This window comes from Cystobacter fuscus (assembly GCF_002305875.1).
In the GTDB taxonomy this organism is placed as follows: Bacteria; Myxococcota; Myxococcia; order Myxococcales; family Myxococcaceae; genus Cystobacter; species Cystobacter fuscus_A.
On record NZ_CP022098.1, the window covers coordinates 4,964,244 to 4,977,496 of the forward strand.

At 70.7% G+C, this 13,253-nt stretch carries 6 protein-coding genes; 1 reads left to right on the top strand and 5 read right to left on the bottom strand.

The genetic code is table 11. The features are described 5' to 3' along the window. The first annotated feature begins 53 nt into the window (after positions 1-53). A complete protein-coding gene (locus CYFUS_RS20440; protein WP_095986751.1) occupies positions 54-2,459 on the top strand; it encodes a transglycosylase SLT domain-containing protein in 2,406 nt (801 codons plus the stop codon). Between the two features lie 21 nt (positions 2,460-2,480). Here the strand turns inward: CYFUS_RS20440 and CYFUS_RS20445 are convergent, their stop codons facing one another. From CYFUS_RS20445 to CYFUS_RS20465, 5 genes are all read right to left on the bottom strand, one after another. Then, on the bottom strand, positions 2,481-3,650 hold the full coding sequence (locus CYFUS_RS20445; RefSeq protein WP_232537678.1) for an acyl-CoA dehydrogenase family protein: 1,170 nt from the start codon (positions 3,648-3,650) through the stop codon (positions 2,481-2,483). Positions 3,651-3,819: 169 nt separating this feature from the next. Next, on the bottom strand, positions 3,820-7,233 hold the full coding sequence (gene agmC, locus CYFUS_RS53975) for an adventurous gliding motility protein AgmC (protein ID WP_095986753.1): 3,414 nt from the start codon (positions 7,231-7,233) through the stop codon (positions 3,820-3,822). Between the two features lie 21 nt (positions 7,234-7,254). Beyond that, the gene (locus CYFUS_RS20455; RefSeq protein ID WP_095986754.1) at positions 7,255-9,096 is read right to left on the bottom strand and encodes a thrombospondin type 3 repeat-containing protein; all 1,842 of its coding nucleotides are present in this window, start codon (positions 9,094-9,096) and stop codon (positions 7,255-7,257) included. Positions 9,097-9,448: 352 nt separating this feature from the next. Then, entirely contained in the window at positions 9,449-10,978 is a 1,530-nt protein-coding gene (locus tag CYFUS_RS20460) for a hypothetical protein (protein WP_095986755.1), read from the bottom strand. Positions 10,979-11,082: 104 nt separating this feature from the next. Next, on the bottom strand, positions 11,083-12,900 hold the full coding sequence (locus CYFUS_RS20465) for a methyl-accepting chemotaxis protein (protein WP_157758545.1): 1,818 nt from the start codon (positions 12,898-12,900) through the stop codon (positions 11,083-11,085). Positions 12,901-13,253: the final 353 nt, after the last annotated feature.

Genomic DNA, 13,253 nt, shown 5'->3' on the forward strand with positions numbered 1-13,253 from the left:
CTTCCCCGTGTCTCCTGTCGCCGCCCCGGTCCATCTCCCAGGGCACCCCCAGTATGAAAGCCTTCCTGCCGCTGTTCGCCGTCGCCGCCGCCACCTCGCTGGCCTTCACCCAGGCGTCTCCCCCCCCGGAGTCCGCCTCCCAGGAGCCGGCCGCGCCTCCCCGGTCGCTCACCGGCAACGCGCCCCCCGAGGCCCAGCTCTCGCCCCCCCCGGACACGGAGAAGTCCCTCGTGCCCCCGGGCTACATGCAGGTCTTCAACCCGGCCTTCCCGGGTGAGCCGCCCCCGGCGCCGCCCCTGGCCCTTCCCGTCTCCCTCGGTCGCGCCTACGGCCTGGAGGACCTCGCCCCGTACTTCGCCCAGGGCACGCTCCCGCTGGCCAAGGCCGCCTTCGACCAGGGCCAGTACACGCGCACCCGCGAGCTGCTCGAGAAGGAGGGCAACTCTCCCCCCGTGCGCTACCTGCGCGCCTTGAGCGCCGTGCGCGCCGGAGACAACGCGCGCGCCGCCGAGGAGATGCGCTCCCTGGCCGCGGACTACCCCGCGCTGCGCGACCGCTGCCTCACCCACGCCGGCGTCGCCCTGGAGGCCCTCGGCCGCTTCCCCGAGGCCGCCGAGATGCTCTCCCAGGTGCCCGAGTCGTCCCGGCTCTACGCCGATGCCCGCCTGGGGCTCGGCCGCGTGCTGCGCAAGACGAAGGACGCCGAGGGCGCCCTCACCGCGCTCGCGCCCCTGGCCAACCTCGTCGCCCCCGCCTGGGGCCGCAACGTCGGCGCCGAGGCCCTGCTGGCCTGCGCCGACCTCGCCGTGGACCTGAAGGACAAGGCGCGCGAGCGCGACTTCCTCTGGCGCCTGTGGGCCCGCCACCCCCTCACCCCCCTGGCGCAGGTCGCCCAGGCCCGGCTCAAGGGCCAGCAGCCCCCCTTGGAGATGAAGGTCGTGCGCGCCGAGCAGCTCATCGAGCTGCACCGCAACCGCCAGGGTCTGGAACTGCTCCAGCCCCTCCTGCCCAAGCTCGTGCTCCCCGACGCGCTCGCCTGCCGCGCCCACTTCGCCTACGGCAAGGCCCTGCGCAAGGAGCGCCAGCACACCAGCGCCATCGCCGCGCTCACCCCCGTGGCCAACAAGTGCCAGGATCGCGAGCTGCTGCCCCGCGTGCTCTACGTGCTCGGCTCCTCGCGCTCCATCGTGGATCAGGTGCGCGGCCCCGAGACGTACGAGCGGCTCGCCCGCGACTTCCCCGAGCACTCCTTCGCCGATGACGCGCTCTTCTTCGCCGCCGACCTGTACGTGAAGACGGGACGGCTGGAGCTCGCCTCCGAGCGCCTCAAGACGCTGGCCATGCTCTACCCCCAGGGCGACTACCTGGGCGAGGCGCTCTTCAAGGACTACTGGATCGCCCGCGAGCGCAAGGTCGCCGACGGGGGCATCCCCATCCTCGAGGAGATCGAGAAGCGCTTCGCCGAGGCGGACGAGACGAACGACGTGGAGCGCGCGCGCTACTGGCGGGCTCGCACGCTGCAGGAGCGCAAGCAGCCCGAGCAGGCCGCGACGCTCTTCGAGTCGCTCGCGCTGGAGCACCCCGCCACCTACTACGGCCTGCTGGCGCGCACGATGCTGGGCACGCTCGACGCGGAGCGCACGCGGCGCCTGGCTCCCCAGCTCGACTTCTCCCAGCAGGAGCGGCGCGAGCCCTGGCCGCTGCACGCCGGCGACATGGAGAAGGATCCGCACTTCCTCGCCGCCGTGGAGCTGTTGCGCCTGGGCTTCCCCGAGGCGGTGTCCTCGGAGCTGCTCGCCATCAACCGCGTGAGCCTCCCGGCCGAGAACATCCGGCTCATCGTGCACCTGCTGGCGCTGTCCGGAGATGAGCGCGGGGCCCACGCGGTGGCGCGCATCGCCCTGCGCCGGGACCTGAGCGGCCCCATCACCCCCCAGACGCGCCCGTTGTGGGAGGTGGCCTATCCCAACGCCTTCCGCGACCTCATCGAGAAGCACACCGCCGCGGCGGGCGTGGAGCCGGACCTGCTGCAGGCCCTGATGCGCGAGGAGAGCGCGTTGGACCCGAAGGCGCTCTCGTGGGCGGGGGCGCTCGGCCTCACCCAGCTCATGCCCACCACGGCCAATGCGGTGGCCCGGCAGCTCAAGCTCAAGGCTCCCTCGACGCAGGCGCTCCTGGAGCCGGAGCTCAACATCCGTCTGGGCGCGCACTACCTGGGCTCGCTCATCAAGCGCTTCCCCGGGCAGACGCCGTTCGCCGTGGGCAGCTACAACGCGGGCCCCCTGGCGGTGGACAGGTGGCGCGCGGATCGTCCGGGCATGCCGCTGGACGCGTGGGTGGAGGAGGTGCCCATCGCCGAGACGCGCGGCTACATCAAGCGCGTGCTGCGCTCGTTCAACACCTACCAGCTCCTCTACGGGCGCCCCACCAAGGCGCCCCTGCTCCAGGCTTCCAAGTAGCGAGCGGGCGGCTCCGGCCGCTCAGGTCCAGAAGCCCGTGGGCTGCCCGAGCAGGGCGGCCCCGGCCTGGCCGAACCAGCCTTCCGCCGCGGCCGCGTGCTGCCGGAAGGTGTGCAGGTCCCGGAAGCGCCGCTGCAGGCTCGAGCCGTCCTTGAGCGCGCTGCCGCCCGCCGCCTGGTAGCACGCGCCCACGACCTCGACCGCCGTCTCCGTCACCCAGGCCAGGGCCGCCGAGACCCGTGGTGCCACGGCCGGAATGGCCGCGGGGTTGTTCGTGCTCGCGTCCCAGAGTTCCTCGGAGAGGTCGCGCAGCAGCGCCCGGGCCGCCCGCGCACGCGTGTCGGCGCGGCCGAGCTGGAGCTGGAAGACGGGGGACTCGGAGAGGGGCGCGCGGGCGTACATCCGCCGCTTGCCCGTCCCGACGAGCGTCACCAGATCCTCCAGCGCGCCCTGGGCGATGCCCAGCGCCACCGCCGCCATGTGCAGCGCGAATTGCAACAGGGGCGCGACGAAGACCGGGCCCGGCAGGTGGGACGTGCCGGAGAAGATGTCGAGGGTGTTCTCCTCGGGGCAGAAGACGCCCTCCATCTCGAGGTCATGGCTGCCCGTGCCCCTCAGGCCGAGCACGTTCCAGGTGTCGAGGATGCGCACCTCCTGGGGCCGCAGGAGCATGGCCCGCATCCGGGGCGTGCCCTCGGTGGGGCTCGGGAGCGGCTTGCCGTCACGCAGGACGACGCAGTTGCCCATCAGCCAGTCCGCGTGCTGGCAGCCGCTGGCGAAGGCCCACCGCCCGGTGACGCGGTAGCCACCCGGTTCCACTACCGCCTGTCCCTGGGCGTTGAAGCCGCCAGCCAGGATGACGTCCGGCCCTCCCGAGTAGATGGCATCGAAGCGCTCCCGTGACAGGAACGAGAAGAGGTGGGGGCTCTCCGAGCCGATCATCGTCGTCCACCCGGTGGCCCCATCCGCTCGGGCCAGGGTCTCCAGGACCTGCATGCCGGTGCGCAGGTCCACCTCGAGGCCTCCATGGCTCCGGGGGACGAACATCCGGAAGAAGCCCGCCTGCTTGAGCTGGCCGAGCAGCTCCAACGGCAGCCGGCGCCCCGCCTCGATGTCCGCCGCCCGGGAGGACACCACCGGAGCCAGCTCCCGCGCCGCGTCCAGCACCTGTTTCGCCTTGGCATTCATCATGTGCTCCTCACTGAGGGGATGGGGCGGGTGGAGCCCGCCGGCCTCGGAGTGAGTCTCTATCGCGGGGGGAGTGATGGCCCCGTGACGGCCCGGCGGGGAGCCAGAAAAGGACCGGGCCCCGCTTCCCAGGAGGGAAGGGGGCCCGGCTTGCATCACGTGTGGGTGGGGCTCAGCGCTGACGGCGACGGCGGGCCAGCGCGAGGACCGAGCCCAGCGCCATCAGCACCAGCGAGGAGTCCCCGCCGGAGGCCGAGCAGCCGAGACCATCGCCGCGGAAGTCGATGTCCCCCACGTGCACGGTCCAGGTGTGGGTGGCGGGCGTCGAGTCCACATTGCCCGCGGAGTCACGGGCGCGGACCTCGAAGGTGTGCTCGCCATCGGGCAGGTTGTCGTAGGTGACGGGTGACGTGCACGGCGTCCACTCCCCACCATCCAGGCGGCACTCGTACGTCACGCCCGGCTCCCCGGAGTCGAACTCGAACGTCGCGCTCCGGTCGGGCGTGGTGCCCGAGGAGGGACCGGAAATGATGGTGGTGTCTGGCACTTCCGTATCGATGGTGACGTGGACGGTGTTGGACGGCGGGCTGGTGTTGCCCTTGTCATCCGTGGTGGTGGCGTTGATGTCATGCGGGCCATCGGGCAGCGGGGTGGAGGGCGTGTACGTCCAGTTGCCCTCCGCGTCCGAGGTCGTGGTGCCGATGGGGTTGCCATCCACGATCACCGTGACCGTGGTGTTGGGCGGGGCGGTGCCGGTGATGACGGGCGTGTTGTCGTTGGTCACCGTGCCGTTGGGAGGACCGGTCACCACGGGGGACGCCGGAATGACGACGTCCACCGTGAAGGTGTTGCTGTCGGTGGCGGAGTTGCCCGCCGTGTCCGTGGCCGTGGCCGTCACCGTGTGCGAGCCATTCGAGAGGCCCGTGGTAGGGGTGATGCTCCAGTCGCCGTTGGCGTCCGCCGTAACAGTCCCCACCGACGTGCCATCCACGCTCACCGTGACGGTGCTGCCCGGCTCGGCCGTGCCGCTGTAGGTCGGCGTGTTGTCGTTGATGGTGGTGCCCTCGACCGGCGTCGTCACCGACACCGCCGGAGGCGTGGTGTCCACCGTGAAGGTGTTGGTGTTGGAACTGGTGCTCACGTTGCCCGCCGTGTCCGTGGCCGTGGCCGTGACGTTGTGCGGCCCATCCCCCAGCGGAGTGGTGGGGGTGAGACTCCAGTTGCCGCTGGCGTCCGCCGTGACGGTCTGGGGCAAGGGCGTGCCGTCCACGCTCACCGTGACGGTGCTGCCCGGCTCGGCCGTGCCGCTGTAGGTCGGCGTGGTGTCGTTGGTCCGCGAGCCGTTGGCCGGCGTAGTCACCACCGGCGCCGCGGGCGGCGTGGTGTCCACCGTGAAGGTGTTGCTGTCGGTGGCGGAGTTGCCCGCCGTGTCCGTGGCCGTGGCCGTGACGGTGTGCGGCCCATCCCCCAGCGGAGTGGTGGGGGTGAGACTCCAGTTGCCGTTGGCATCCGCCGTGACGGTCTGGGGCAAGGGCGTGCCATCCACGCTCACCGTGACGGTGCTGCCCGGCTCGGCCGTGCCGCTGTAGGTCGGCGTGGCGTCGTTGATGGTGGTGCCCTCGGCCGGCGTCGTCACCGACACCGCCGGAGGCGTGGTGTCCACCGTGAAGGTGTTGGTGTTGGAACTGGTGCTCACGTTGCCCGCCGCGTCCCTCGCCGTGGCCGTCACCGTGTGCGACCCCTGTCCCAGCGGAGTGGTGGGGGTGATGCTCCAGTTGCCGCTGGCATCCGCCGTGACGGTCTGGGGCAAGGGCGTGCCGTCCACGATCACCGTGACGGTGCTGCCCGGCTCGGCCGTGCCGCTGTAGGTCGGCGTGGTGTCGTTGGTCCGCGAGCCGTTGGCCGGCGTAGTCACCACCGGCGCCGCGGGCGCGGTGATGTCGATCGTGAAGGTGTTGGTGTTGCTCTGCGGGCTGTAGACCTCCTGCTTCGTGAGCACGGCGGAGACGGTGTAGCTGCCCACCGCCAGGTCCGAGGTGGGCGTATAGCTCCAGTTGGCCGCCGCAGGCAGGTTGATGGTCAGTGTGGTCGTGCCCGTCGTCACCGTGAGGATGATCTGGGCGCCCGTCGGGAAGGACGGGTCGAGCGTGCCCGTGAAGGTGGGCCGCTGGTTGTTGGTGGAACTCCCGTTGGCGGGCGTGACCACCACGGGCGTGGGCATGGTCTCGGGGAAACCATCATTGACGATCTGCGCCACCTCGCCCGTGCTGCCGGGGGTCGCGCCGTAGTTCACCGTGTCGCCGGGACGCTGCGTGGGCGTCTGGCCCGCGACGGCTCCGTCGGCGAAGATGTCGCAGGTGCCGGTCTGGGACTGCATGAGCAGGCGCCCGCCGCCACCACCGCCACCCGGGCCAATGAAGGCCGTACTGAGACTCGTGTCGCCGCCGCGACCACCCTGGGAGAGCACATTGCAGTTCGCGAGCTGGGCGAAGCGCAGGTACACGGTACCGCCGGCTCCTCCACCAAACGCGCCGCTGTTGCCCGTCGTGGTAGGGCCGGAAGCGCCATTGGCCAGGATGGTGCCGTCACCGCCATCCAGGCTCTTGGCCCGGATGAAGATGATGCCGCCCCCCCTGCCTCCCTGAGCGGTCGAATCGATGATGCCGTGTCCCGCGCCGCCGCCGCCGCCGAAGATCATCCGGTTGAGCGGATCGAGGATGAACCTGGAGCCGCCTTTTCCTCCCACGGAGCGCGCGCCATCTGACGAGGAGTGCGTCTTGCCGCCATCACCGCCCCGGCCCGAGCTGCCGCCGCCTGCGCCACCCGCCAGGTAGCACACGCCTCCACCGCCACCGTTGGCGCCATTGCCACGTCCGGTGGACGTGGGGCTATACAGACCGGGTGCGACGCCTTCGGCCCGCTGAGCGCCTCCGGGAGCAGCCTCGGTGTCGCTGGAGCATGCCCGGCGGGTCGTGGTGGTGTCCTTGATGTACTGCCCGCCACGGAAACCCAGGGCCGTGGCATTGATGGACGCTGCCGACTCGATGGTCACGGCCCCGTTGGCCAGGAAGGCCAGGATGCCACCCTTGGAGCCATTCCAGGGATCAGCGGTCAGCTCCGCGCCACCCCGGACGGTGACGTCCGTGTACTCGGGCACCTTGACGGCCTGGGCGCCCGTCGCCGTGTAGGCGTGGATCAGCGGCGCATCCAGCTTGAGCTTGCCCGACTCCATGGCAGCGGTACTGAGCCGCGCCAGCTCCCAGCGGCCCACCGAGCTGTTGCCGAGGTTGATGTCCGCGATGTTTCCCGGCGCGGGCTCGGGGGTGAGTCCCGTCGACTGGTGCACCAGCACGAGGTCCCCGGGCGAGAAGCCCGTGTTGGTGTCCACGGAGAGCTCCGTGGCGCCCTGCGCCACGTTGGCCGCCACCTTGGCGTAGCTGTTGACGACGAGCTGGCCCGTGGTGACATCGAGCGGTCCGTTGTGGCCGTTGCCCAGCAGGTAGATGTCCCGTGCCGCCAGTGCTGGCTGCGCGCAGAGCAGGCAGAGGACCGCCGCGAGCCACTTCTTGATGATTGGAGTGTTCATGTTCTTCGAATTCCTCTCCGGCTACTTCAGCTCGCGCTCGGCGGTGGTGATGATGAACTCCACGCGCCGGTTGGTCGCGCGGCCCTTCTCCGTGTCGTTGGACGCGATGGGCTGATCGGGGCCGAAACCCCTGGCCTCCAGGCGCGACTCCTCCACGCCCTTGCCCACCAGGAACTTCTTCACCGACTCGGCTCGAGCCAGGGACAGCTTGCGGTTGGCCTCCGCCTTGCCCCGGTTGTCGGTGTGGCCCTCGATGACCATCTGCTCCACCTCGGGGTGCTCACGCAGCACCTTGGCCACCTGATCCAGCATCTTGAAGGAGCGCGGCTGGATGACCGCCTTGCCCGTGGCGAAGAACACCTGCTCCTTGATTTCCAGCTTGCCCTTCTGGATGGCCACCATCTGCTTCTGCTTCGCCGGGCAGCCCTGGTTGTCGGCCACACCCGCCTCGGTGGGGCAGTTGTCCAGGTGGTCCGCCACGCCGTCGTTGTCGCTGTCCTTCGCCGGGCAGCCGCGCAGCTCCTTCAGTCCTGGCTGCGAGGGGCAGGCATCCCGCTCGTCCACCAGACCATCCCCATCGGAGTCGCGCACCGGGCAGCCCTGACGCTCGGCCGGACCCGCCTCGTTGGGGCACTGGTCCTGGCCGTCCTCGGTACCATCCCCGTCGGCGTCGCGCACCGGGCAGCCCTGGCGCTCGGCCGGACCCGCCTCGTTGGGGCACTGGTCCTGGCCGTCCTCGATGCCGTCCCCGTCGGCGTCGCGCACCGGGCAGCCCTGGCGCTCGGCCGGACCCGCCTCGTTGGGGCACTGGTCCTGGCCGTCCTCGATGCCGTCCCGGTCGGCGTCGCGCACCGGGCAGCCCTGACGCTCGGCCGGGCCCGCCTCGTTGGGGCACTTGTCCTGGCCATCCTCGATGCCGTCCTTGTCGGCGTCGCGCGGCTTCCCGTCGACCAGCGCCACGCCCAGCAGCGCGCGGAAGGTGGGCGTGCCGAGGGTGTCACCAAAGCCGGGACCGCCCAGGGCATAGGCCTCGACGCGCTCGCTCAGGGGCAGCCGCAGACCGGCCAGCAGCTCCATGGACCGCGGCTGGCCGCCGAGCGGGAGGACTCCGCGCAGGTTGAGTTCTCCGCGCAGCCCCGGCCCCGTCGTGGCCACCACCGCGCCCAGGCGCACCTCGTTGCCCACCTCGTCTTCCAGCTCGCCGCCCTCGCCCAACACGACGGAGGGCCGCACCAGCACGCTGCCCTCCACGCCCGCGCGCAGTCCGCCGAAGCGCCGGCCCAGCATCAGCTTGGGCTCCAGGCGCACGCTCCCGTCCCGCGACAGCGTGTCCACGCTGCCCACGGGCAGGCCCACGCCCAGCTCGAGCGCGAGATCCAATGGCGCCTCGCGCTGCTGCGCGAGCAGTCCCAGCCGCGCGTACACCATGGGCGTGCCCAGGCCCGTGCGCGCCGGTGCGCCCACGCCCTGCCCGGAGAGGTCATCCCCGTTCTGCCACGCCACCACGGGCAGCTGCGCGCCCAGCTCCAGCCACCGCAAGGGAGCCCAGGCCGCCAGCAGGTGCGCGGTGACGCGGTCGCGCACCACCGAGCCCAGCCGGTTGCCGTCCCGGTACATCACCAGGGGATCGTTCTCGTAGTGCCCCAGCAGCGACAGCCGGTAGCCTCCCTGGGGGAGCAGCTCGCCCGTTCCCACGGTGAGCGAGCCCTGGCCGTTGGGATTGAGCACGAGGCGCTCCAGCTCGAAGCGGCCCAGGCCCGTGGGCTGGGCGAGCGCGTCCGAACCGGTGAGCGATGTGGCGGCGAGCATCAGTGTGGCGAAAAGCGACAGGCGCCTGGGGCCCGCCGAGTGGGTGTGGCTCATGAGTTCTCCAAGTCGGATTCCCGCGGGGTCCCCGTCCAACCGCTCCCCCCGTGCCCCTCCACCCGGGGTGGAGGACATGGGCGAGAAGACCCGTCCGTCTGGCTGCTGTGTTTGATGTAGGCGGCGCATACAGACCCGAGATCGCTCCGTGTGTCCAGAGACCCTCCACAGCACGGAGCATGCCAAGTCGTTCATCAAGCAGAACGGGGTCCACCGCCCACGAGTGGTGCTCGAGGGGCACGGGGCAGACGCGAGCGCAAGGGGCGCCCGTCGCCCGCACTCCAGGTGGGGGCGGGCTGGGTCATTCCGCCACACCCACGTGGAGGGGCCACCACCGACTCCCCCCGGTGCTTCAGCGCGAGAGCAGCTCGCGGTCGAGCTCCAGCGCCAGCCGGGCGGTGAGCACGAAGGCGCGATCCACCCGGACGGGGCCGTACAGCTCCTTGCCGATCCACAGTGTCTCGGCGGCGCGGGGAGCGGCGTCCCAGGCGGTGAGCCAGGCGGCGGCCTTGCGCAGCGCGCGCCGTACCGCCACGCCGCTAGCGCCCGGCGCCGAGCGCAGCCCATACATCGCATGCACGGCGAAGGCCGTCTCCGACGCGCTGGAGGCCGTGCCCACGCCCCAGCCACCGTCGTCGCGCTGCAGGGCGATCATCGCCTCCGCGCTCGCGCGCAGCTCCGCCGCCGCTCCCGCCTGGGCCAGGGCCCCCATCACCTGCGAGGTGGCGTACAGCCAGGAGCAGTGCCACTTGTCGCCCACCCACACCCCGTTGTGTCCACGCTTCTCCAGGAGGAAGCGCAGGGGTTGGGACGCGTCCTGGCCGAGCATCGCCAGGGCCAGCACGCCATGCGCCGTGGTGGTCAGCGAGGGCTGCAGCTCGTGCGAGTAGGTGATGAACAACCCATCGCGCTGGTAGCGCTCCAGGACGCGGCCATCCACCTCGTGGCCCGCGTTGGCCAACAGGGCGACGGTCGTCGTGGTGGTGTCCCCGTCGACGTCGAAGTTGTCGCTCATGCCCATGCCCTCGGGCTTGAGCGCCCGGTGCAGGGCCTCGAGCTGGGGACGGATGACGTCCTGGAGGGCCGGGTGGGACAGCAGTCCCGAGGAGAGCAGGGCGAGCAAGCCCCAGGGTCGCTCGAAGGTGGGAATGGGCCAGACGGTGGGCACGACGCCCGGAATGCCCGTCCGGGTCGCCGCCGAGGCCCCCGCGAGGAACTCCTCCACGCCCCGGAGCTCCTGTGCTCCCGGGGTGGCCGCCCGGCGCCGGTTGAGCCAGAGCGCGGTCGCCGCGGGACTGTTGCCCACGCCTTGCGTGGCGTCGATCACCGCGGGGTCCGCCTGGGTGCCCCACGCCTCCCAGCCATGGACGGGCGTGGTGCCCGCGCGGATCTTCATCCGGGCGATCAACCCGCGCCGCCGCTCGCCCAGCGTGCGCAGCAACCGGAAGGGCTGCTGGGGCAGATCGAGCCCCAGCGCGGCCGCGTCCTCCAGCAGCCGGGGCAGGACGAGCTCCACGGCGACCGGGATGTCATCCGGGAGCGCCTGCTCGAAGGACCAGAGCTCCGCGTTGCGGCGTAGGAAGTCGAGTCCGCGCGTCGCCGCGTCGTGGCTGCCCGGCGCGTCGCTGGACACCAGCAGCGCCAGGACGGAGGCGAGCGTGGGAACGTGCCGGGCCAGGGGCATGACCTCGGGTCCCCAGCCTCCGTCCGCATGCTGCTGCGCCATCAGCCAGTCAATGGCGGGTTGGGCATCCGGGGGCGGGGCGTACCGCAGCACCTGCGCCGTGTCGTAGACGGAGGGCGTGACGACTCCGCCCTGCTGACCAAGAGCGGGGATTTCCGCTCTCAGCGTTTCAATGAGCCGCTCGGCTGTGGAGGACATGTCTTTCGCCCCTGGAGTAGGGCTCGATTTTTAACACGAAAGACACTCGGCCACGGAGGGGGCCCCCGGCGTCCGCCCGCCTGGAGCCCGCGCGCGGGGGGGCCTCAGTACGACTCCGGGTTCTTCTCTTTCTCCTGCCAGCCATAGTTGCCGAGGAAGTTGGACACCTGGTGCGACACGTCCCGGACGAGGTCCACCGCGCCCATGGAGGTGTTCAGCTGGGCCATGGTCTGGTCCATCATCGTCGACAGGTCGCTCACCGCCTGGAAGATCTGCGTGATGCCCGTGCCCTGCTGATTGACCGCCGTGGTGATCTGCCGCACGGACTGCGCGTTGTCCCGGACGATGTTGGACAACTGCTGGAGGGTCTCGCCGAACTCGCGGATCTCCCCCAGGCTGCTGCCCACCTTCGCCGAGCCCTCCTCGGTGATGGCCGCGGTGGAGCGGATGGCCTCGGAGATGTCCTCGAGGATGATGCTCACGTTGTGGGTGGCCTTGATGGATTGATCCGCCAGCGAGCGGATCTCCCGCGCCACCACGCCAAAGCCCTTGCCGTGCTCGCCCGAGCGCACCGCCTCGATGGCGGCGTTGAGGGCGAGCATGTTGGAGCGGTCCGCCAGGCTCTTCACGCTCTCGGTGATGCGGCCGATCTGCCGGGCGCGTTCATCGAGCGCGCGGATACGCGAGGCCATCTCGTTCACCTGACCCTGGATCGCCTTGAGTCCATCCAGGGTGCGTTCGATGGCCTTCTCACCCACCTGGCTGATCTCATTGGCGCGCTCGGTCTGGCGCAGCACGTTCTCCGCCTTCTGGGTGGCCATGGCGGAGGTCTCCTTGATCTCCTGGGCGGTGACCTGGGTCTCCTGGAGCGCGGTGGCCTGGAGGGTGAGCACCTCGGTCTGCTTGGTGGTGGACATGCCGAGCTGCTCGGCGCTGTTCTTGAGCGCGCCCGCGGAGTCACGCAGGGACAGGGAGAAGTCGCGCAGCTTGGCGAAGGCGCGGGCGGTGGCGGCGGCCAGGTCGCCGATCTCGTCGGTGGAGGACCACTCGGGGAGGATGGGCGCGCCCTCGGCCAGCGCCTCCATGGAGGCCTGCACGCTGCGCGCGCCCTCCGACAGATGCCGGGCGAGGCTCAAGGCCGAGAGCGTGGCCACCAACAGCAGGTAGCTGTTGAGCAGCAACAGCGGGAGGGCGGAGGACTCGAGCACCCGGCTCACGGCCGCCCGCAGGTAGGGCGAGGCCTGGCCCGGGGGCGCGGCGTCCACCTGTGCCAGCACCTGCGCATAGACGGGGCGGGCCTCCTGGCCGAGCACCGTGAAGCTCACCACCAGCGCGCAGAGGATGAACAGGGCGAAGGCGTAGGGCAGGTACCAGCGGTAGCGCGGCCAGGAGAAACCCGAGCCTCCCAGGTCCAGCTCCGGATGGCGTTGGAACTCCTGGATGGCATGGGGGCGCAGGACCTGCTCGAACATCAAGCGCCTGTGGATGCCGCTGAGCAGGCACAGCAGCACGACGGTGACGATGGCCCAGGGAATGGCCCACGGATTCTTGTCCGGGTAGTAGAGCGTCGGGACGGCGCCATAGACGGCCGTGCCGAGCGCGGTCAGCGCGATGAGCCCGCCCTCGTACGCCTGTGGCAGGCGGAGGATGCGCTGCAGCCGGGCCTCCTTGGACTCCAATACATCGGTCTCGCGCAGGGCGCGGGACACCAGCCAGTTGAGGACCAGGTACGGCCCCGCGACGCCGATCAGCAGCAGCGCGGGGGCGATGATGAACAGCGTCCCAGTCACCTCCTCCCCCGAGAAGCCCATGATCACCATGATCAGATACACGATGGGCACGGCGTGGGCCGTCACGGTGCGGAGGGAGACCTGATTGAGTTGACGGAAGACTTGTTGGGGTGAGGCGTCTGCTGTCTGCATCAACCGGTGCTCCATGGGTTTTTCCGGCCGGACATCTGGCGCGATACGTCATGTCTACCAGGAAGAGCGCACCCGGAGGAAGTTGGCCCGCCGGAACAGCCGGGTTTGTTCAGTCGACGGCCAGGGAAGCAACACTCCGGACTCGCCTGGTCGATTCCCCGCATCTCCTGACCGTGTCAGTCCATGAACCGAGACGGTGGCGGAGGACCGAGCCCGAGCGAGCAGCCTCCGAGTGCGGCACGAGCACACCCAGGGCATGGAGATCCAATTCCAGCGCTCTGCTCCAATGAAATGGAACCAGGACTGCTCACCCGGCACGCGTGGCTCTTGGGTGGGCCCTGTCCCCGGTCTGG